At 63.6% G+C, this 18011-nt stretch carries 27 protein-coding genes; all 27 read right to left on the bottom strand.

Annotation, left to right across the window (positions count from 1 at the left end; all coding sequences use genetic code 11):
• Window positions 1-123 (bottom strand): DUF6889 family protein, encoded by a 123-nt coding sequence (locus ACZ5YA_RS33255; RefSeq protein ID WP_464091811.1) that lies wholly within the window; start codon window positions 121-123, stop codon window positions 1-3.
• 71 nt (window positions 124-194) lie between these two features.
• A complete protein-coding gene (locus tag ACZ5YA_RS33250; protein ID WP_464091810.1) occupies window positions 195-593 on the bottom strand; it encodes a phage tail assembly chaperone in 399 nt (132 codons plus the stop codon).
• Window positions 593-1036: a tail tube family protein gene (locus ACZ5YA_RS33245; protein ID WP_464091809.1), complete on the bottom strand. Its 444-nt coding sequence runs from the start codon at window positions 1034-1036 to the stop codon at window positions 593-595. Before ACZ5YA_RS33245 ends, ACZ5YA_RS33250 begins: the two co-directional genes overlap by 1 nt.
• A gap of 15 nt (window positions 1037-1051) precedes the next feature.
• Window positions 1052-2533, bottom strand: coding sequence for a DUF3383 domain-containing protein (locus ACZ5YA_RS33240; protein ID WP_464091808.1), 1482 nt, complete (start codon window positions 2531-2533; stop codon window positions 1052-1054).
• Between the two features lie 62 nt (window positions 2534-2595).
• On the bottom strand, window positions 2596-3183 hold the full coding sequence (locus tag ACZ5YA_RS33235; protein WP_464091807.1) for a phage neck terminator protein: 588 nt from the start codon (window positions 3181-3183) through the stop codon (window positions 2596-2598).
• A complete protein-coding gene (locus ACZ5YA_RS33230; RefSeq protein WP_464091806.1) occupies window positions 3176-3556 on the bottom strand; it encodes a hypothetical protein in 381 nt (126 codons plus the stop codon). The genes ACZ5YA_RS33235 and ACZ5YA_RS33230 overlap by 8 nt, the downstream gene beginning before the upstream one ends.
• 8 nt (window positions 3557-3564) lie before the next feature.
• Window positions 3565-4044, bottom strand: coding sequence for a hypothetical protein (locus tag ACZ5YA_RS33225; protein ID WP_464091805.1), 480 nt, complete (start codon window positions 4042-4044; stop codon window positions 3565-3567).
• Window positions 4041-4424, bottom strand: a complete 384-nt coding sequence (locus ACZ5YA_RS33220) for a DUF4054 domain-containing protein (RefSeq protein ID WP_464091804.1) — start codon at window positions 4422-4424, stop codon at window positions 4041-4043. The genes ACZ5YA_RS33225 and ACZ5YA_RS33220 overlap by 4 nt, the downstream gene beginning before the upstream one ends.
• A gap of 9 nt (window positions 4425-4433) precedes the next feature.
• On the bottom strand, window positions 4434-4832 hold the full coding sequence (locus tag ACZ5YA_RS33215) for an STY1053 family phage-associated protein (protein ID WP_464091803.1): 399 nt from the start codon (window positions 4830-4832) through the stop codon (window positions 4434-4436).
• Window positions 4833-4842: 10 nt separating this feature from the next.
• On the bottom strand, window positions 4843-5865 hold the full coding sequence (locus tag ACZ5YA_RS33210) for a DUF2184 domain-containing protein (protein ID WP_464091802.1): 1023 nt from the start codon (window positions 5863-5865) through the stop codon (window positions 4843-4845).
• A 61-nt stretch (window positions 5866-5926) separates the two neighbouring features.
• Window positions 5927-6412 (bottom strand): structural cement protein Gp24, encoded by a 486-nt coding sequence (locus ACZ5YA_RS33205; RefSeq protein WP_464091801.1) that lies wholly within the window; start codon window positions 6410-6412, stop codon window positions 5927-5929.
• A 12-nt stretch (window positions 6413-6424) separates the two neighbouring features.
• Window positions 6425-7711, bottom strand: coding sequence for a DUF2213 domain-containing protein (locus ACZ5YA_RS33200; protein ID WP_464091800.1), 1287 nt, complete (start codon window positions 7709-7711; stop codon window positions 6425-6427).
• Window positions 7712-7729: 18 nt separating this feature from the next.
• Window positions 7730-8260 (bottom strand): HNH endonuclease signature motif containing protein, encoded by a 531-nt coding sequence (locus ACZ5YA_RS33195; RefSeq protein WP_277757501.1) that lies wholly within the window; start codon window positions 8258-8260, stop codon window positions 7730-7732.
• Window positions 8215-8901 carry a phage head morphogenesis protein gene (locus tag ACZ5YA_RS33190; protein WP_464091799.1) on the bottom strand — a complete coding sequence of 229 codons (687 nt, stop codon included), beginning with the start codon at window positions 8899-8901 and terminating at the stop codon, window positions 8215-8217. Before ACZ5YA_RS33190 ends, ACZ5YA_RS33195 begins: the two co-directional genes overlap by 46 nt.
• Before the next feature lie 43 nt (window positions 8902-8944).
• A complete protein-coding gene (locus ACZ5YA_RS33185; RefSeq protein WP_464091798.1) occupies window positions 8945-10396 on the bottom strand; it encodes a DUF1073 domain-containing protein in 1452 nt (483 codons plus the stop codon).
• Between the two features lie 8 nt (window positions 10397-10404).
• Complete coding sequence (locus ACZ5YA_RS33180) at window positions 10405-12000, bottom strand: TerL protein (RefSeq protein ID WP_464091797.1); 1596 nt, start codon at window positions 11998-12000, stop codon at window positions 10405-10407.
• Window positions 12000-12653 carry a hypothetical protein gene (locus tag ACZ5YA_RS33175; protein WP_464091796.1) on the bottom strand — a complete coding sequence of 218 codons (654 nt, stop codon included), beginning with the start codon at window positions 12651-12653 and terminating at the stop codon, window positions 12000-12002. Before ACZ5YA_RS33175 ends, ACZ5YA_RS33180 begins: the two co-directional genes overlap by 1 nt.
• Before the next feature lie 476 nt (window positions 12654-13129).
• Window positions 13130-13567 (bottom strand): hypothetical protein, encoded by a 438-nt coding sequence (locus ACZ5YA_RS33170; RefSeq protein ID WP_464091795.1) that lies wholly within the window; start codon window positions 13565-13567, stop codon window positions 13130-13132.
• Window positions 13564-13770, bottom strand: coding sequence for a hypothetical protein (locus ACZ5YA_RS33165; RefSeq protein WP_174717502.1), 207 nt, complete (start codon window positions 13768-13770; stop codon window positions 13564-13566). Before ACZ5YA_RS33165 ends, ACZ5YA_RS33170 begins: the two co-directional genes overlap by 4 nt.
• On the bottom strand, window positions 13770-14156 hold the full coding sequence (locus tag ACZ5YA_RS33160) for a hypothetical protein (RefSeq protein ID WP_464091794.1): 387 nt from the start codon (window positions 14154-14156) through the stop codon (window positions 13770-13772). The genes ACZ5YA_RS33165 and ACZ5YA_RS33160 overlap by 1 nt, the downstream gene beginning before the upstream one ends.
• The gene (locus tag ACZ5YA_RS33155) at window positions 14153-14833 is read right to left on the bottom strand and encodes a RusA family crossover junction endodeoxyribonuclease (protein WP_464091793.1); all 681 of its coding nucleotides are present in this window, start codon (window positions 14831-14833) and stop codon (window positions 14153-14155) included. Before ACZ5YA_RS33155 ends, ACZ5YA_RS33160 begins: the two co-directional genes overlap by 4 nt.
• Window positions 14830-15771 carry an AAA family ATPase gene (locus ACZ5YA_RS33150; RefSeq protein ID WP_409151179.1) on the bottom strand — a complete coding sequence of 314 codons (942 nt, stop codon included), beginning with the start codon at window positions 15769-15771 and terminating at the stop codon, window positions 14830-14832. Before ACZ5YA_RS33150 ends, ACZ5YA_RS33155 begins: the two co-directional genes overlap by 4 nt.
• The gene (locus tag ACZ5YA_RS33145; RefSeq protein WP_464091792.1) at window positions 15768-16139 is read right to left on the bottom strand and encodes a hypothetical protein; all 372 of its coding nucleotides are present in this window, start codon (window positions 16137-16139) and stop codon (window positions 15768-15770) included. The genes ACZ5YA_RS33150 and ACZ5YA_RS33145 overlap by 4 nt, the downstream gene beginning before the upstream one ends.
• On the bottom strand, window positions 16136-16981 hold the full coding sequence (locus tag ACZ5YA_RS33140; protein ID WP_464091791.1) for a YdaU family protein: 846 nt from the start codon (window positions 16979-16981) through the stop codon (window positions 16136-16138). Before ACZ5YA_RS33140 ends, ACZ5YA_RS33145 begins: the two co-directional genes overlap by 4 nt.
• Complete coding sequence (locus ACZ5YA_RS33135) at window positions 16978-17373, bottom strand: nuclease domain-containing protein (protein ID WP_464091790.1); 396 nt, start codon at window positions 17371-17373, stop codon at window positions 16978-16980. The genes ACZ5YA_RS33140 and ACZ5YA_RS33135 overlap by 4 nt, the downstream gene beginning before the upstream one ends.
• A complete protein-coding gene (locus tag ACZ5YA_RS33130) occupies window positions 17373-17555 on the bottom strand; it encodes a hypothetical protein (protein WP_464091789.1) in 183 nt (60 codons plus the stop codon). Before ACZ5YA_RS33130 ends, ACZ5YA_RS33135 begins: the two co-directional genes overlap by 1 nt.
• The gene (locus ACZ5YA_RS33125) at window positions 17555-18010 is read right to left on the bottom strand and encodes a recombination protein NinB (RefSeq protein WP_464091788.1); all 456 of its coding nucleotides are present in this window, start codon (window positions 18008-18010) and stop codon (window positions 17555-17557) included. Before ACZ5YA_RS33125 ends, ACZ5YA_RS33130 begins: the two co-directional genes overlap by 1 nt.
• Window position 18011: the final 1 nt, after the last annotated feature.

The following is an 18011-nucleotide window of genomic DNA, read 5'->3' as shown; positions in this document are numbered from 1 at the left end:
TTAGGTCTCTTCCATTTGCCGCGCGTGGGCCCGGTTCTCTTCCATCACGTCCAGCGCATCGTTCATCAGCGCGATATCGGCAAGATCGATCTCGCCCGATTTCAGGCTTTCGAACTGGCACATGCCCTTTATCACGGGGCGCAGCAACCAATCCTCACCCCCTGGAAGCGATTCCCAGCGCACTCCCGAACCCGCTATTTGGCGGGAAGACTCGCGGGGAGTGCGCCGAAAATATTTCCCAGGTTGTCCTGGATCACCTTGGCGGCCAGTTGCAACATCATGCCCAGGTCAATGTCGTCAAATGCCAACTGCCCCGCACGCCACACAGGCGCCCAGGTGTTCGGTTCCGTTTGTCGGCTGACGATCCCCAGGCAAGTGCCGAGCACATACTCCGCGTCCGCGTCCGGCATCTGCGCGACGGCGTCGGCCAGCGGGGCCAACGACTTCGCAAAATCTTCTTTGGAAGGGGCCGCACCGCCCAGGGCGGACACCAGGCCGGTGAGGGCTGGCGCCACCCGGCGGGCGACGTGGAACTGCTGCATGGCGCTCAACCGGCCGGACCGGTAGTTTTGGCCTTTGAGAGTAATTTCCATCAGTTGTAAGTCCCCAGGTTGCGATCAATCTTGATCGCGTCAAATTGCCACTCGACGATGCCGCCATCCTTGGCGTAGGTCAGGTCGGGCGCGCGCTTGAACGCCACGCCACGCGCGATCGCAATGTCGCCGGACACCGAGTTGCGCACGGTGATCACGTTCTTGCCGTGCAGCGTGCTGGAGAGCGTCTGCGCGTCGTACTGGATCATCAGTGCCTGGTTGATCGGGCTGGTCTTCAAGAGGCGCACCGTGATCTGGCCGGACTTGTCGGCGTGCAAGCTGTGCATGCCTTCACCATCCGAACCGATGGTCATGGTGTTCTTGTCGGCCGCTGCCGCGATCGTGATGCCTTCTTCCGCCGTAGCGGCGCCGTACCCCATGTTGACCACACCGGTCGGGCCGGCCAGCGTGGCCTGTACGTCGATGAACGAATAGGTAGCCATGTTGGCGAGCTCCGATTACCGGTTGAAATTGGCGATGACGTCGACGCTATGGATAGCGCCCGCCAGCTTGAATGCACCCTGGATCACGGGCGCTTTGCGCGCCTCGCGATCCGCCTGCGATTGCGTGGCCACGGGCGGCGCATACAGGTAATACCCGCTGGACAACGTGTCACCACGGTTCAGATTCCCGAACCCGTCCGCGTTCCATACCCCCGGCGCCACCAGCCCATTGGTCACCGCTTGGTCGGCCGCAGCGGCTGCCGTGGTCAACAGGTCATTGACCCCTGCATCGGTCTGCGGGATCTTGGTGGTGCTGGTGTAGAGCCGGTTGTACAGAGCCGTTTGCAGGTAGTTCTGAAACCAGTCGGTGCCGTGAACTTCGTCGAAGAAGTAACCGTTCGCCATAACGCCCTGCTCGATGATGGCGGTGTCGTTGTCGTAGTTCACGAACACATTGCAGTTCTTCCCCTCCAAGGCGTTCGCCTGCGTCGTCGTGAGCGTTTCAGCGGTCACCCCCGGTTCCTGCTTGAATTTGAGGGTGATCGTCGTCTTGTTGCCCAGGAAGTTGACCGTGAACGCGCGGCCATACAGCGACGCCGAGGCATACGGACTGGACGACGAGTATTGGCAGAACGTGCGCTTGAACTGGGCCGCCTTCAGCCGGCTGGGGAGATCGCTCGTAACCGTTGCATCTAGCACCGCCGTGGATTGCGTCGTAATACCCTGAATTCGGGACGGAGAGGCCGCCTCGATGTAGGCAGCCACTTCCATGTAGCTGTCGTCCGTGATGCCTTCGGCGGCAGCCTGGAGGCCGTACCAGTCGTTGGACATGTCGCCCATCTTCTGCACGGCGGCGAGATAGGTTTCGGCCGCGATACCAGGCACGGGCACGGCCGTTTGCGCCTGCGTCAGACCCAGCAGTGCGCTGACGTCCGTGCCGGCCGTGGGCGCAATAGCCCAGCCCAGAACGGAGGTCGCACCGGTGGTGTCGCTGGTGACGACAAACCGGCTGTTCACGCCGTCCCAGGCGATCTCGGCCCCCGTCAGCACGCTGTTGATTTCGGACGCCACGCCGTTCAGGTTGGTCGCGGCGGTGAAGTCCAGCCCCGTGACGGACTGCTCCACACCATCCACAGAGATCTTGAAGGCGCCGTCGGCGATGTCGTCGAAATTCGACAGCGCCTGCTGAGTCGGGTTCAGGACCGCTCCGCGCAGTAGGCCGGACGTTGCCGTCGCAGCCCAGCGACCGATGAATAGCTGATCGGGTTGCGGCGACTGCGAGAAAAACAGCGCGGCGGCGAGGTATTCCGGCGCCGTGGTGCCGAAATCGTTGGCCACGTCGTCGATGCCCTCGTATTCGCGGATGCGTTCATTGACGTCGATCACGGGCGACGAGCCAACAAGCAGCAGCGCGCCGAAATCACGGGTGCCGGCGGCGAGCGGCGACATGACGATGTCGACGTTGACGATACGGCTGATGGAAAGCCCTTGGCTCATGGATGACTCCGGGAAAGAAAAAGCCCGCTCGCGGCGGGCTTGAAATAGGTCTGTTCAGACGGTTACGGGACGACGACTTCCGCGCCAGGCCCCGTGTCCGACTGGATGGTTGCCTCGGCGCCAAGCAGGTTCAACACCGCATAGTCGCGGCGGATCACGCGACGGAATCGCATGGGCAGGTCATAGCGTTTCAGCCAGCGCTGGTTGACCAGTTCAGGCGCGGCAATGGCATCGCCTGCCTCAACGAACGCAATGCCGTGCTGGCCAATCTGCTCGCCGTTCTGCGGCACGTAAGCGCCATCGCGCAGCAGATCGGCGTAGCGCATAGCGTTGGGTCCGTAAAAGGTCGCCAGGACTTCCAGATCCTGGTGCCGGGTAAGGCGGTCTTGCCCATCGCCAGCCGGATCGTGCTGGATGGCCGGGTAGTCCTGCGAGCGCGTGCGCGGCGTCACACCCACGGCACACCAGTCCACGTTCGTCTCCGGCGTCTGGGGCACCGTCGGCTGCCAGCGCGGCCGGACCAATGCGCCAGGCAGCCCGGTAATTCCCTTGACGAAGGCCTGAAACACCAGGTCTAGGTCAAGATCCTGAAGCGGCGGCGAAACCACGGCGGGTGCGAGGTACCCACCGGTCGCCGATGAATTAGCCATTGCCAGCCCCCTGCAGCGGGATCAGATCACAGTAGGCCTCGACGAAGCCGGCGCCATACCGAGAGTAGTTGTTGACGGTTGTCACCGTGTACCGCGAGCCATCCCACGTCACAACGTCCGCATCGATGCCTGGCGCGCCCTCAAGCAACCTGAACTTCGTCACCACCAGGATCGAGCCCTTCACGCGCGAGCCGGTCGCCAAGCGCACCAGCACATCGCCGGAGTCGCTTGTCACGACACCGATGAATGGCGTGTCCGTGTCCACGTTCACCGCCAGGCCGTCGTCCCCGACCGTCTGCACGTTGCGAGTGCACACCAGCGAATCGAAGAAATCCGGATCAAGCAGGACTTCGGTTACGTCAAGGAACGGCATGGCTGAACCTATTTCTTGCGGACCACATAAGTGACCGAGTTGCGGAGCTGCCCCGTATCGAGCAGTGGCTTTTCACCAGTGCGGCCCCGCTTCTTGCGGTCAGCCAGTGTGCGCGGTGCCAGAGCTTCAAACGGGCCGTCCTGGATCTTCGCCCGGACTGAGTTCTGCGCCCGCAGGCCGGCGCGCGCCAGTGAGCGTTCCACGCCCGCCGCGTTGCCGTCCAACGCCGCCTTGGCACCGCTGCGAAACTCGTCGACGATCTCCGGCTGGACGTTCTCCACCCCGGGTACCAGAAAAGGCCGCGCCGGAATGTTCGCCTTGGGGCTTCCGTTGTCCAGGATGTACCCGATCTGGGCGTTCGACAACGGCGTGTCTTCCTCGCGCTCGGGCGCACTGTCCGGAATCCCGACCAGCACGTCCTTTTTCACCAACTGCGCCATCGTTGCCAGCACCTTCGCCAGGTTGTCGGTGGTGACGGTCATGCTCATAGCTGGACACCACCGGCGCCGATCATGCGCGCGTAGAACAGCAGTTGGGTGCCGTAGGTCGTGGCGTTCCAGAACCCGCCGTCATCAAGCGTCACCGCGCCGGCGTCATAGCTCGCGCTGACCTTGTCCACCGACTTGGCCGTCATCGGCCCCGTGACAGCGCCCGGCGCGCCACCAGCCGCGGCGGTCTTTTGACTGCGTGCGGCCAGCGCGAGCTGATGCGCGGTGAACAGGGCGACGCCATATGGCCAAAGGTTGCCCCACCGACATTCGGGCAGCAAGGATTCCGCCAGCGTGCCGAAAAAGGACACCTGCGCATCCGTATAGACGGTCGCGTCGGCGAATTCAGGGAAGTCCTGGCGGAACTTTGCTACATTCATGGTCGGTCCTTACTTGCTGGAGCTCTTGCCTGAGGCTTTGCCATCGTCCTTGGCGGTGGACGGAGCATTCTGCGCGGCCTGCTCGCGGTCGGCAAGCGCCTGTTCACGTGTCGCCACATCGGCTTCGCGCGCCTGGACGGCCTGCTCGCGGTCGGCAATGACTGCCTCGCGCGCGTCCAGGTCACCACCGCGCGACACCAGCGCCTTTTCCTTGTCATGCAGGTCGGCAAGCAGCGCTTCCGCCGCGGCGCTGGTGTCCGGGTCCACCGCCGGCTCGTCACCGATGTGGGCCTGGACATACCAGTGCTTCGCGGCTTCCGCGTCAACGGTGTGGTTGCCCACCGTGAAATGCCGCTTTTCACCGCCGATCTGGACGGTAAATTCGCGGTTGACGTAGATCTTCGGCATGCCGTTCTCCTTAGATGCCGTCGCGGTAGCCCAGCGTTTCCGGGTAGACGAATTCCACGGCACCCAGGCGGCCGAAGTAGGTCGTCAGCTGATAGATGCTGCGGTATTCCAGCGGCGTGCGTTGCAGCGGAACCAGCGGGAAGCGGACGCGCTGCTGGTCCTGCGTGTAGACCATCATGCGGTTGGCGTTGGCAGCGCCGCGCTGATACAGCCACTTCAGCGGCTGGATGTCCAGCGGCCGGCCGTTGACGCTGTTGGCCAGGCTGTTCTGGCGCAGGAACTCCAGCACCGAGATATTGCCCGCGCTCGACACCAGCGTACCGACCAGCTTGGAATACTGAACCGGGGGGAGCAGCAGCTTGCTGGGGCAGATCGCGTAGCCCGATGCCGCCCAGGTGCTGTTGATCAGCTCGTTCACGTCGTCCAGCATCTGCTGGGGCGTCGCAGTGGCCCAGTTGCCCGTCTGCGCATTGGTCGAGTTCGTGACCTTCGGGCTGTTCACCAGGCCGTACAAGCCCAGCGTGGAGTCGCCGATGTAGACCTGCTCATCGATGTCCATGTTGTGCTTGAGCTGCATGCCGGCGTACTTCTGCTGGTCGACGGGGCGCCCCAGCTTCTGCGCGGACTCCAGCTCGGGAATGGTCCAGCCCAGTTCCATGCCCCACAGGGTCAGCGGGCTGGCCGTCTTGCCGATGTCCAGGGCCAGGCCTTGGATCGAGTTAGCATCCTTGCCGATCCAGCTCTTACCGGTGGGCGACGGGCCGCCAGCGGCGGCGAAACTGGAATTGGTGAAGGACGAGGTTTCGTCAGCGATGGAGACGTCTTCGCGCAGGTCGATGTCGCGCGACCAGGTCACAGCCGCCAGGGGTGCGTGCAGCGTCTGGTCCAGGCGTTCCAGCTCGCCGATGAGGAAGGCGCCGGCCGAGTCGATCGTCTGACGGTCGAAGGTGATCATGCTGTCCGTGGTGCGGGCGCGCTTCAGGCGGCGGGTCGCATCCATCACGGCCGCCATTTCGGTTTTGCTCAGGTTCATGTTTGCTCCGTAGGGGCGAAAAAAAAGGCCACCCGAAGGTGGCCTGTTCCCGTGATGGGGATCAGTTGCGGAAGGAAATTTCGACGTTGCCGTCCGCGTCAGCGCCCGACATGAAGATGGCGTTGATCGCGACGGTATTGGTGCTGTCGGCTGCGCCTTCCCAGCCACCCAGAGGCTTGCCAGCCGCGGCAGCGGCGACGCGAATGTACGCTTGGCCGCCGGCCGCCACCGTGGCGCCGCCGTTCAGCTTCACAGTTATGTAGCCGCGACGCAGCACATCGCCAGGCCCGGACGTGGGCGCCGTCGCCGTACCCAAGCCATCGGTGCCCGAGTTCGTCGGGAAGGGGCGGACCAGCACGCCGTATGCGTCGGTGGCAGCCTCGCCGCCGGCGAAGGGCACGAACTTGCCCGCGGCCATCTTGCCGACCAGGCCATAGGCCGAGAACGGCAGGGAAGCGTTCAGGATCTGGGTCTCAACGACCGAGTTTTCCTTACGGCTGACATCGCCCGGAATGCCGGACGGCATGCGATAGACATATGCGACCATGATGGTGGTTCCTTATTTGTTGCCCGTCCGGGCGTCCCAGAACTTGCGGTTCTGCTCGTTGATGCTGCTGACCGTGGAGGGCCGGCCGAAATCCCGCGTGCTGATACCGCTGCGCACGCCGGACGTGTTGTTCTGGTGGCGGCGCAGAGCGGCCGCACCGTTGAAGATCGTCGACACCGAGGAGGCATCCATCGTGCCGAACTCGGGCGCACGGCCGGCCAGGAAGGGATCGATGGCGGCGCGGCCGGCGTCGGTCGCATAGGCCGTTTCCAGGGCCTTGCGCTGGCAGGCGCACACAGCATCGGCCGTCTTGACCTTCTTGCTGTCGAAGGTGGGCAGCTTGATGCCGGGCGCCAGGATCTCGGCGCCGGAGCGAACCGTGGCCATGTCGCCGGTGTAGGTTTCACCCTTGGCTTCGGCGTTGTGCTCGGCTTCTTCGGCTTCCAGCACCGTGTCGCCGGTCTTGCCGTCGTCTTCGTCCTGCTTTTCCTTCATTTCCTTCAGCTCGGCTTCCATGTCCGTGAATCGCTTGTTCATGGAATCCAGCGTCTTCTTGATTGCGGCGAGGGTGGCGCTGTCGCCGGTCTTGGCCGACTTGTCGTCGTCCTTGTCCTTGTCGTCGTCATCATCGCCGTCCGCGTCAGCCGTTTCAGCGTCTTCCAACGCCTCTTCAAGCGCGGCTTCATCCTTGGACTTGAAGGCCGCGCGGATGCGGTCCCAGGTACTCTTTTTCTTGCTCATATCGCTTTCCTTATCTCCGATTGCGCAACGCGGGCCGCAGCGGCCACGCTCTACCAGCGCCGAATGGTTGCCGATGATGTTGCGCTGTACCCCGCGCCCGGGTTCAATCTGCTCGTAGTCGGCGTCGTACCCGCAAGACACCTCCCTGAGACCTGCCCGCACTGCGTCGATAGCAGCCCGGTCTGTAATCAACATGTCGGCCAGGATGTAGTCAGCGTCCAGACCTTCGCCGCGGCGCACGTTCTGGGTGATGCCGACCGCCAACTGGCGCCAGGTGTCCGGCGTCACAAACTCCGCCGGGTGGTCCATGGTCACCGGCTTGCCTTCGAAGCTGGCCAGGGTCTCAGGCCGAAATACCTCTTCGGGCGTGCGCTCGATGCGGATGATTCCGTCGCGGCCCGGCTCGACCGGCACTTCGCCAGCGGCGTACAGCAGTTCGCCAATGCGCGCGATCGGCACGCCCTCGCACAGCAGGAAGCCGTCGTTTGTGACGGACTGCCGCGCGCCCAGGCGCTCGACCGTGTAGAAGCCGCTGGCCATTCGGTCAGTGGTGTGCATGATCATTCCTTACAGCGATTAGAGGGTGCTGGCAGGGTGGTACAGCCGTTTGGCCGCCAGGTACGCCTGGTGCGCCGCCTCTGCCGTCTCAAATACGCCGAGATGCCGCTTCCTGCCATCCACGCGGATATCTGCCCGGAACTTATCTTTCCAGCGGGTTGCACCGAGCAGGCCCGTCGAGCTATAGGACTTGGCCCTATGGATGTTCTGCAGATTCTGGGACTGCGGAACGTCGCGCAGATTGGAAATTCGGTTATCGGTCTTGTCGCCGTTGATGTGGTCGATTACATGCCTCGGCCATTCACCATGTACGTAGAACCATGCGAGGCGGTGGAGATAATGCTCTTTACCGCCGACGGACAACGCGCGGTAGCCAACACCTCTAGGGTTCCCCTTGGTGGCGCCCAACCTCGCAAATGCACTCGTCTTGACCAGACGCGTGAAGACGCCAGTATCTGGGTCGTAATGAATCTGTCTGAGCAATTCTTCATGCGCGATCATCATCATTCTCTCGGTAGGATCGGTCTTGCCCAGCACCGACAGTTCCAAATTTCTCCAGGGCCATGTCGCATCCACACCGGGCGCTTTTCCGTGCCTTCGTTGACCATCGGAAGGTCATTCCAGGCAAAAACCTTTCCAGCCAGCGCTTTGTGACCTGGGCGAACGTCAGAATCGCCTGTGGTTTCCCAGACAAAATGAGTGCTGCCGATCGAAAGTGCGCGCGCCTCGGTGAGCTTCGCCGCTGTCCTGGCCACCTCAGTGCGGGCGATCAGCATGGCGCGGCTCTCGGCAACCTCTCCAGACCGGCCGATCTCCTCGGCGATCTCGGCCGCGCGTGTGCTGTCCTGCAACCCTTCGATCGTCAGCTTGTGGACGCGCTGGGCAGCCTCCAGCGGCAGGGACTTGATCAATTCGACCTGCTCGGCCATCAGGGACTGCATGACGCGGCCGGTGTCAGCGCCACGGATCTCGTCGCGCAACGCCTGGGATATGTCCTTGCTGCGCTCCAGGAAAGCGTCACGGTCGCGCCGGTTCACCTCGGTCAGCATGCGCAGCGACGCGCCGCGCGCCCATTCATCCAAGGCCCGGGAGTAGGACTCCAGAATCGAGGTGATGGGTGGCGCGGCGGCGGGGTCACCAGCCGGGAAGCCGTCGATGATCGCCCCGATGTTGCGGGCGACCTTCTTCAACTGTGCCGAAAACTGGACCTCCGCGCGCCGCGCATTGACCGGATCACGCCGGCGCGGCTGCTTGCGCCCTTGGTGCTTGTCCCTGGTTCTCGCCGATATTGAGCCCAGGTATGTCGACTTCGCCGGGATCGGGCGGATCGTCATCTGCGGCATCAATTTCTTCCTCGGTGATCGTGGTGAAGACGCCGGTTTTGTGTCCCGACTTGCGCAGCTCCGACAGCGCCGTCTTGCGCCCGATGATGCCCTTGTCGTAGGCATCCCCGACGGCGGTCTCGACGTCCTTTGCGATCGTCGCCTTCTCGGTATCGGTCAACTGCCAGCAGGGACGGAACTCGAATCCGAACTTGTCGTCCGGAGGCCGACCGAGCGAGGACCGATGCACGACGTCCAGCAACACGCTCATACCAGCCCGCAACTGCTTGTCCTGGCCGTTTGCGACGTTGTCGTAATAGGTACGCAGGTCCGAATCCCCGGAGGCGTTCAGGCCGGCCGGGGACTGGCCGAAGAGGCGCACTAGTGGGATCTGCAGCGCCCCGGATATCTGTTGGCCGAACTGCAGCAGGACGTTGTCCAGGCCGCTGAACGTGTACTGATGGGCCTCGAACTCATCCTCGGAGTCCATGAGGGTCATACCCTCGTTGGACTGAAAGCGGCGGATGAAGTCGATTTGCTTCATTAGCCCCGCTTCGGCCGGTCCCCCCATGGACAGGATTTCCCGCAGCTTCTTGACCTTGTACGTGCGCAGGTGGGCCTTGTAGACCAGCTGCGCGGCACCCTCGGTAGTGCTGTCGAACGCCAGAAGGCGGTCCCACAGCCGCTCAAGCACCGACTGGCCCCACAGGTTTTCGGCAATACGTTGCCAGTAGGGAAGCTTTAGGCCTTCCAGGCGAATCACACGGCTGTAGTGCACGCGCTGGCCAGAAAGCGCCGGCGCGGCTATCAGAACGTCGTAATACTCCGGTTTTCCCAGGTCGGGGCCGTACTCGCGCACCAGGTGGGTCAGCGACGGCTGCACCAGCCAACGGTCGAGCGGCAGCAGGCCCTTGAACTGGCCCTTGCCGATGGTGTCCAGCTTCAGCGGCGTGTTCACGTCCTGGCCATCGATCAGCAGCACCGCGATGGCGCCGCCATACAGCCGCGACCACTTCACCGTGTCGCACAGTGCATCCCACACCTGGTACTGCTCGATGGTCGACTGGATGCGCTCGACGTCGTCCGGATCGATGTCGCTGGCCAGCTCAATGCCCGCCCGCGTCATGTCTTCCGCGACGGCGTCCACGGCCATCCCGCAGATCCAGGACGAGCGGTAGGCCGCCTCCATCTGGATGCGGTTGCGGCTGACCAGGTCGAAGGTGTAGCGCCCCTGGGACGCCTGATTGTTCGTCTGGATGCCGACGCGCGCTTCGATGTTGGCGAAGGAATCGCGGGCCGGCGCGGTGACTGTGGCCGGAGCGTCTTTACGCGCTGCGACCTTTCCGAATGAGCGACGGCCCATGATTTTCCTTATGCTGCGAGGCGCGCCCAGATATCGAGCGCGCGGGAGGCAGGCTGGTACGCGATCATGACCGCGTCAGCCAAGTTCGGAGACTTCGAATTGTCGGGTTGCTTGTTGACCAGGATCTTCCCGGCCGGCGTCTTGCCGTATGTGGGCTGTGACAACTCCATCACCAGCGCGGCGCGGTCAGGCAGGTCAGGATCGATCGACACGAGGTCATCCGGGCTGAACTCCATCCCCTCCACCACAGCGCGATACGTTGCCTGGAAGCGCAACCGCAAAGACCACCATGCCTGCGCCTTCGCATTCGCAAAGAAGTCACGGTTCAATCGCTTTGGCACCATTTCACCGTCGGGGTCGTGAACCTCACCCGATCCGCGAAACGGCTCCACCATGATCTGGCGCTTTGCCGCGGCTTGGCGCTGCTCGTTCACCACGCGCGAATCACCCCGCACGCCGGAGCCCAGGCCATCGGCGTCATAGTCCAGCAGCTCGTACCCGTACTCGTCGCAATAGCCCATCGCCTTGACGACCGTATCGAAAATGTCGCTGCCCTTGCCGGACCACTGATGCAGGTGCTGCAGCAGGATGCCATGGCGGCCGGCGAACGCATTCTTGTCCCGGCCTTCGTCGGCCACGTCGAGGCCAGCCCGGCGTGCGCCGGATGGCGTGATGCCAAGCTTGATGTGCGCACCGACAGCAGCCTGTACCCACGCGGAGGGGATCAACACCCCCTCGACCGATGCGGCGTAGTTGATGTCGATCTCCTGCGCCACCGTCACCGGGTCAAGGTCGCGAATCTGCTTTTCATACCAGGCGTCGTCCTTCCGGGGGTCATCCCGCCAGTGGAAGGTGAACACCGGTATCTTTCCGCTGTGCCGACGCTGTGCGAATGGATTCGCTGAGCCGTTCGGCGTGCTGATGTCCTGGCGGCAGTTCGTGGTGGCCGCTAGAGAGGCCTCAACGAGCTGGGGACGCTCCAGGAATGCTGATTCGTCCACGATGTAAAAGCTTGCCCGGTCACCGCGGCCGATGTTGTCGCCGGCCTCGCCGGTGATCACCGACCCCGATCCCGGGAAGTGGATCCGCATATGGGCCGTGTGCAAGCGCTCGTCCCAGCCGCCCCGGAACTCCGCAGGCAGCAGCTTCAGGAACGCACGCGCCTTCCAAAACAACGACTTGGGCGAGCCGATCTTGTCGACGTACTCTTCCTTGCGCGATCCGAACCCGACGGCCACGCCATCACGAAACAGGCATACCGTGTCGGCCAGGGCCACAGTCAGCCAGGACATACCCATGTCGCGGCTTTTCTCGGTGATGCCCGGCTCCTGCCGCTCCCAGCGCTCCATGAACCAATGCACCCATTCCTCTTGCCGAGGGAACAGCAGCAACGGGACGCTGGACGGTAGCCCGCGCTCAACGTTGCGAGGATCGAACGTCATGCCCCAGTCGATAATGAACTGGGCAGGGTTCTGGGCGTAAAACGCCTTCAGGTGCTTCAGTTGCTCCGGCACCGCGCGAATGCGCTTCAGCCTCTCTATCCGCCATTCGAACACCGCGTTGTAGTCGGGGTTGCGGAAATCGAACGGGAAAGGCAGGGGCATCAGTTCATCAGCGCACGATATGCGGCAGCAGCTGCGTTTGGGTCATCGGACACCACCGTCATGCCCTGCGCAGAGGCGGGCGCGGCCGGCGGCGGCGGTTCGGGGTTGTTCAGGCCGTAGATGTCACGCTCCAGGCCGACCAGCACCTTCAGCGTCTCGCCCAGCTTCTTCATGCCATCGACGCGTGCGCCGAAGGTCAAAACCTTGTCGTAGACGGCGGCGCGCTTCCTGGCTCCATCCTCGCCCTCTTCCCGCAGGAACTCGCCCAACTGGCCGAAAAGCTCCGGCTCATTGGTTTGCGCTTCCAATTCGGTGAAAAGGGCCATGCACAGGTTGTGCGCGCGCGTCACGCTGCGGCGCTGCGTGAGCATCACGGATGCCAGCTGCTCGCTGCTTTCCTTGACGACCACCGCGTCCTGCTCTTTGCGGTTACCGGCAACCTCCGTGGTAACCAACTGCTTGGTAACCAGCGCTTCAGCCTTCGCGCGGATCTGCGCGGAGAGGTCGCGCTCCCATCCGTCACGCTTGGCGCGCTTGGCGATGGCGACGTGGGAGATACCCTGGCGCGCAGCAATTTCGCGCACGGAAAGCAGGCCCGAGCGATAGTCGACTTCGATACGCTCCCAGTCGGGAGCCTTCTTTGCTTCGGTCATGGAATTCTCGGTTGCCCCCATCCGACTACCCGCCGTGGCGAGCTGGGCGCCGCGGTTCTCGTCGTGCTGGCCACCGGCGACAAGACCGGCAAGAAGTGTCCCGCGCATTTGCCCCTGCGCGGGCGCCAGGCCTGCTGAGGCGACTCATGGGGTGTGGTTGATGTGGGGCCCCTCCCCAGCAGACATCCCGTCGCGGGTGGAGTTGTCGGGCGGCGCCGGTCGGAGCCAGCTATGCGGGGCTATCCCCGAGTGCAGCATTGGCCATTGGCACGCTGCGGGCTGGTCGATTGCGGCGGCTGTTCCCACAGAGCAGAGGCCGGAGCGTGACGTTTGCCAGCCGGTGCCCATGCGGCCCGGCGGACGGTTCTCTCTGGCCCCTGCTCTCTGGAAACGGGCATGAAAAAAGCCCCGGCTTTCGCTCGGGGCTCTGTTTCTTGCGGACGCACGATGCCCGCCATGGGCATCGGGTCACGTCGTTAGACGGTAGTCAGGTTGTCTTGGCGGCGATTATGCACCCGCATTGCGTACTGTGCAACAAAATCTTCGAAGTTGCCGACGGCGCGCACCAAGATGTCGTCGTACTCCCGCAACCTGATGCCCTGCGCGCGGCACGTCGCCTTCCAGTAGGCGCGCTGGACGTAGTGGGCGCGCAGCAGCTCGCGGTGCTGGTGCAGCATGCGGTAGACGGAGTTGCGCCAGGCGGCCTCGATGAAACCGGCGTCCGCCTCGTCCAGTTCCTTGTCCGGCTCTTCCCCGCGGGGCAACTTGCCGGCCTGCTTGGCCAGCATGCGGCAGATTTCGTAGGTGGGAGAGACGCCGTAGCCTCCGTGACTGCGCATGACGTCGCCCCAGTTTTCAAGGCGCTCGTGGAAATCGGCCGGCAGGCGGTACAGCAGCAGGTTGGGAATGCTCATGGCGCGGTGCGCTCCTCGTACTTCGAACAACGTTGGCCGATCTCTTCGCCCAAGGCGCACCGCAGGACGCGGCGCCCGCCGAAGGGATTCGTGATCAGGCGGATTTCCCGGCAGCCGGCGCAGGTGCGTGCGGGCGGCGGTTCTTGGCGGCGTTCCAGCAGCTTGGCCGGGTCGCCGCGCTCGGCTTGGCGGGTCCAGGCCATCACTTGCCACTCCGCCGGCTACTCGCCAGCGACGGAGTCGGCTTCTGCGCTTCCATGGCGCGCTCCCCATTCACCCGCAGGCCGACCGATGCAAGGCTGAGCGCTGGGCGCCGCATCAGGTTGTGGTCGCGCGGCCCGGCGACGAAGACCGGGATGTCCAGGCCGTCCAGCGCCTTGGGCTTCTGCGGGCGGCGCTGCGCGGGCTGGCGCTTCGGCTTTGGCAGATCAACAAGGGGCTGGGCCTGCCCGGCATGCTCGAGTCCGGCCTTGATCGTTGCTTCCAGCCAGCGATTGAACGCCTGGCGGGGCGTCTGGCCGGTGCAAAGAACGTCCTCAGACTGGCAGCGCCACACGCCGCCGATGAGCTTAATGCGGGGCTTGTTCATGCTTTGCGCTCCTGCGAAGTGCCAAAGAGGTCGGTTTGCGGCTGCGCGACGGCCAGCGGAGTGACCACCACCATCAGCCGCGCGCCGAATTCGTCGGGCTCTGCGCGGCGGGCATTGATCTCGCGCACCCATGCGTCATCCTGAAACACCACGTCCTTGAGACTGTCCAGCACCACCTTCTGGGCGTTGTCCAGATCCAGGCACATGACGGTGTCATCCCACGCCGCGCCGTCCTTGCGCATGCGCTTTTGCCAATCCAGCGGGCGGTTAGGATACAGCGTGAAGTCCACGCGCACGCGGCCGGCGATGGCCTTGCGTACGCCAGCGACCAACGCCAGCTTTTGCACTTGCGCCTTGTATGCCTTGGCCTCGGGCGTCACGTAGGTGGTCGTGAACGACGGCTTGCCCTTGGGCGTGACCGTGCGGCTGGCCCAGTAGCGGTTCGCGCTGATCGGGTACGGCAGGGTCAGCCTCACAGCAGCAGCGTCAGCAGCCATCTGAGCCAGTCGTGCTGGATCAACTGGGGGAAGGTCATCAAGGGAACGCAAAAGGCGCTCTCGCCTTTCTTGCGGATTGGACTCGAAGTCAGGGGAATAGGCGATGCGGCCGGTTTGCAACGTGCCAGCGAGCGGGTCCAGCGCCACGTCGGCCTGGGCGGTCAAGTTCGGTGTAGTCATGCAAGGCTCCCAATCAGGTCAATGGGGCGGCGCGTCTTATCGCCGACGTATTGCAGGCTGTCGGCGTGGTGCCAGAGCTGGATTCGCCCCTCCCAGTTGCCGTGCCGGTTTTTTTCACAGATGAGCAGGGTGTCCGGCGTGTCCATGGTGTCGGCGGACAGTTCGCCCATCTCGCGGAGTTCCTTTTCCGCCACGGCTTCCTTGCGCTTGTTGCGCCAGACGGTCAGGAATTGGTCAACCTGGTCGGCGATGGAGCCGCTGCCCTTGCTGTCGAGCTTGCCGGGCACCTTGTGTTCGTTCTCGATCTTGCGGACGTGGTGCACCAGGTGGATGTGCATGCCGTGGTCCTTGGCGAGTACGCCCAGCATGTCCACAAAGTCCTTCTGGCCGTTGTAGTCGTCCTCGCCGCGCACGCATTTCATGAGGCTGTCGATGACCATGTGCCGGATCTTCAAGCGGTCGGCGCAATACCTGATGACCGCGTACAGCATCGGCGGGCTGATCGTGCCTTGCTGGTCGTAGAGCCACAGCTTGTCGCGGGACCATTCGACCAAGCGATCCACAGCTTGCGCGCTGGGGCGACCATTCATTGCGGTCTGGCGCAGCATGCGCTTCAGCGTGGCCTGGGGTTTCATTTCGAACGAGGCGATGCACACGCGTTCGCCCTGGTTGGCAAAGCCAATGCAGGCCATGCCCAGCAGCTCGCTCTTACCGTGGCCGCCGATCCCCTGCCACACGGTGACCTCGCCCGGGCGGAACCGCAGCAGATCATGGGTTTTCGCCCAGGGGAGCGTGGCTCCGGTGAATACGTCGCCATGTTCGATCGATCGCTTCAGGTCGTCGCCCCACGCTTCGGCTGCTAGCACCTTGGCCTTGGGATCGGTTTCCGCCATGTAGGCCCGAAAGTCGAAATCCTGGGAATTGATGATCTGGGTCATGCGGGGTACTCCTGGGTTTCTTGCGCCGGGTGCCAGATGACCAGGCCCCACGGGCCGGATGCGATGACCTTGGCCGGATCGCACTCAGACACCTGGCGCATCAGTTGCAGGGCGCGGCGACGGTTCGGCGCGAGGATGTGAACGGTGAGGCCGACGCAGACGCGCAGGTCCAGCGCCATGGCGTTCTCGTCGTCGCGCACGTGGATTTCGGGGAAGCCGATCCACCGCCCGTTGACCATGCGGCCGATCTGCTTCTCGGGGTGGGTGAAGCTGCCGTATGCCTGCTCAGCTGGCACGCAGGTCAGCCAAACGTCGGCAGGCTGGAAGCCCGCCATACGGGCGTCAAAGAGGGATTGATGTCCGATCACACGGCCCCCGTCCAAGGTTGGTCGCCAGAGCCAGCAGCGCCCAGGTTGAGCGAACCAGGGGCACCGTCTTCCCAGTGGCGCTGATTCAGGAACGTCAGCGGCGCAGGCTCGAAGCCCTCCAGCCACTTCCGGGTGGTTTTCATGGCCTTGACGTGGGCAACGATGTCCTCGGCTTCGGCCTCCAGCCTGCGGCTTCGCCAGCGCTTCAGGCATTCAGCCTTGCCGGTCTTGCGGTCGGTTGACGGCCATTCCTTCCAGAATTCGAGGAAGCCAGCCGGCAAGTCGGCTCCAGCCGACGATTGTTTTTCTTTTCTTTGGTTATTGGTTATTGGCTTATGGATAGCCGTGGCCGTACGCGTGACAGGTGGCGTGACAGGTGCGTTATCAATGCCGTTCAGTCCCATCTGCTGTACGCGTGACAGCATCGTTTCGAGTTCCGTGACAGATGTGTCCCAGGCAGGTACCTCACCATGCTCGCGCAACGCTGCAAAAAGGTCTGACCGACGTTGCCGGTGCCGGCGCTGGCGCTCCTTTTCGTTCTCGCGCTTGGCCTCCGCGTCTTCACCCTTCTCTTGGGCGGCCTCGATCTCCGTATCGCAGCGGCGATGCCGCCATCCTTCCTCGGTGAGTTCGAAGTATTCGTCCAAGATGGTGTCCACGGCACCCTTATCGGACGGCGTGAGGGCGCGGGCAAGCCGGTAAACCTTCGCGCGCTCCGCAGGCAACGGCTTTTCGTGCAGGTAGTACAGATCGATGAGGCGGCGATAGGCTCCGTCCTCCACCATGGTCAGGTGGGCCGTGTCCTTGAGGTAGTCGCCGATGTGGTGGGGGTAGTAGTTCATTGCGTTCCCATCTTGCTAGCGCGCACAGGCAGCCAGCGGTGATATGCGAATTCCCATGTCGCCCGCTTCTGGTCGTCGGTCAGGCTGAAGCCCTGGTCCAGGCACTGGTGACACCTGAAGCAACCGGGAACGGTGAATTCATCTTTGGCCTTGATGCCTATGCCCTTGCCGTAGGCGGACCAATTGGCATGACACGGGACCACGCTTTCCCGTTCGCCGCGGCAAACGCCCGGGATTTGGAGAAAGCAAGGCTCGCCGCGACAAGCGGCCAGGTACTTGGGTTCGTGATAGCCCGGGCGCTTCTTGGGCGCGCTGCGTTTGAATGGGGTTCTCGCAAGGCCGGTGGTGGCCTTGAGCGGGGTCTTGCGCGTGAGAGGCGAGCGACGCAGCATCACAGCCCCCCGCCACGCAGCGCGCGCGCCGAGACATGGCACACGGGGTACAGGGACAGCCAGACGGCCAGGACGACCGCACAACGTGCGAACGTGGGCCGGCCGTAGAACTCGTCCAGATCCATCGGGGAATCGAGCCATGCGCCGATCTGCTGCGCGCGCGGGGTGGTGTCGTCCCACATCAGCGATCCCCTCGCGTGCGGAATTCAACGCCTAGCTCTGCGCCGGCGGCCTCTACCTGAGTCAGGTACTGGGCCATGCCCTTGACCGTCAGCATGGTGGTGCTGCCCACCAGTGCGCGGTCGCCGCGTGGGGTGATCTGCCATTTGACGTAGCCGTCCAGGCACAGCTCCGGGTCGTATTCCTCGGGCAGGTATTCGCGCTTGAAGTGTTCATGCCAAGACTCGGCCGTGAAGCGCTTGCCGTTCACCCAGGCCTGCTCAGCGATGTCAGCCAAGGGGCCAACCCACATCAGGGCGTTCTGGCTCATCTTGCGCGGCTTGACGCGCTCTCGGACCACGACCTCAAGGGGTTCGTCAGCGTCCAGTGGCAGGTTGGCCAGGAACGTCTGCGCGGCAGCCTGCTGGCTGGAGCCAATCAGCAGGAACGTGCGGGGGTTGTGCAGGCGCTGGCGCATA

The organism is Achromobacter sp. JCM 18799, from assembly GCF_055395645.1.
The sequence above is the reverse complement of the archived record's forward strand: the minus strand, read 5'-3'. Positions and strand labels throughout refer to the sequence as shown.

Bases quoted from the DNA above. Each gene is read 5' to 3' on its own strand.
- ACZ5YA_RS33255 (WP_464091811.1), bottom strand. From the start codon at position 123: ATGTGCCAGTTCGAAAGCCTGAAATCGGGCGAGATCGATCTTGCCGAT.
- ACZ5YA_RS33250 (WP_464091810.1), bottom strand. From the start codon at position 593: ATGGAAATTACTCTCAAAGGCCAAAACTACCGGTCCGGCCGGTTGAGC.
- ACZ5YA_RS33245 (WP_464091809.1), bottom strand. From the start codon at position 1,036: ATGGCTACCTATTCGTTCATCGACGTACAGGCCACGCTGGCCGGCCCG.
- ACZ5YA_RS33240 (WP_464091808.1), bottom strand. From the start codon at position 2,533: ATGAGCCAAGGGCTTTCCATCAGCCGTATCGTCAACGTCGACATCGTC.
- ACZ5YA_RS33235 (WP_464091807.1), bottom strand. From the start codon at position 3,183: ATGGCTAATTCATCGGCGACCGGTGGGTACCTCGCACCCGCCGTGGTT.
- ACZ5YA_RS33230 (WP_464091806.1), bottom strand. From the start codon at position 3,556: ATGCCGTTCCTTGACGTAACCGAAGTCCTGCTTGATCCGGATTTCTTC.
- ACZ5YA_RS33225 (WP_464091805.1), bottom strand. From the start codon at position 4,044: ATGAGCATGACCGTCACCACCGACAACCTGGCGAAGGTGCTGGCAACG.
- ACZ5YA_RS33220 (WP_464091804.1), bottom strand. From the start codon at position 4,424: ATGAATGTAGCAAAGTTCCGCCAGGACTTCCCTGAATTCGCCGACGCG.
- ACZ5YA_RS33215 (WP_464091803.1), bottom strand. From the start codon at position 4,832: ATGCCGAAGATCTACGTCAACCGCGAATTTACCGTCCAGATCGGCGGT.
- ACZ5YA_RS33210 (WP_464091802.1), bottom strand. From the start codon at position 5,865: ATGAACCTGAGCAAAACCGAAATGGCGGCCGTGATGGATGCGACCCGC.
- ACZ5YA_RS33205 (WP_464091801.1), bottom strand. From the start codon at position 6,412: ATGGTCGCATATGTCTATCGCATGCCGTCCGGCATTCCGGGCGATGTC.
- ACZ5YA_RS33200 (WP_464091800.1), bottom strand. From the start codon at position 7,711: ATGCACACCACTGACCGAATGGCCAGCGGCTTCTACACGGTCGAGCGC.
- ACZ5YA_RS33185 (WP_464091798.1), bottom strand. From the start codon at position 10,396: ATGGGCCGTCGCTCATTCGGAAAGGTCGCAGCGCGTAAAGACGCTCCG.
- ACZ5YA_RS33180 (WP_464091797.1), bottom strand. From the start codon at position 12,000: ATGCCCCTGCCTTTCCCGTTCGATTTCCGCAACCCCGACTACAACGCG.
- ACZ5YA_RS33175 (WP_464091796.1), bottom strand. From the start codon at position 12,653: ATGACCGAAGCAAAGAAGGCTCCCGACTGGGAGCGTATCGAAGTCGAC.
- ACZ5YA_RS33170 (WP_464091795.1), bottom strand. From the start codon at position 13,567: ATGAGCATTCCCAACCTGCTGCTGTACCGCCTGCCGGCCGATTTCCAC.
- ACZ5YA_RS33165 (WP_174717502.1), bottom strand. From the start codon at position 13,770: ATGGCCTGGACCCGCCAAGCCGAGCGCGGCGACCCGGCCAAGCTGCTG.
- ACZ5YA_RS33160 (WP_464091794.1), bottom strand. From the start codon at position 14,156: ATGAACAAGCCCCGCATTAAGCTCATCGGCGGCGTGTGGCGCTGCCAG.
- ACZ5YA_RS33155 (WP_464091793.1), bottom strand. From the start codon at position 14,833: ATGACTACACCGAACTTGACCGCCCAGGCCGACGTGGCGCTGGACCCG.
- ACZ5YA_RS33150 (WP_409151179.1), bottom strand. From the start codon at position 15,771: ATGACCCAGATCATCAATTCCCAGGATTTCGACTTTCGGGCCTACATG.
- ACZ5YA_RS33140 (WP_464091791.1), bottom strand. From the start codon at position 16,981: ATGAACTACTACCCCCACCACATCGGCGACTACCTCAAGGACACGGCC.
- ACZ5YA_RS33135 (WP_464091790.1), bottom strand. From the start codon at position 17,373: ATGCTGCGTCGCTCGCCTCTCACGCGCAAGACCCCGCTCAAGGCCACC.
- ACZ5YA_RS33130 (WP_464091789.1), bottom strand. From the start codon at position 17,555: ATGTGGGACGACACCACCCCGCGCGCGCAGCAGATCGGCGCATGGCTC.
- ACZ5YA_RS33125 (WP_464091788.1), bottom strand. From the start codon at position 18,010: ATGCGCCAGCGCCTGCACAACCCCCGCACGTTCCTGCTGATTGGCTCC.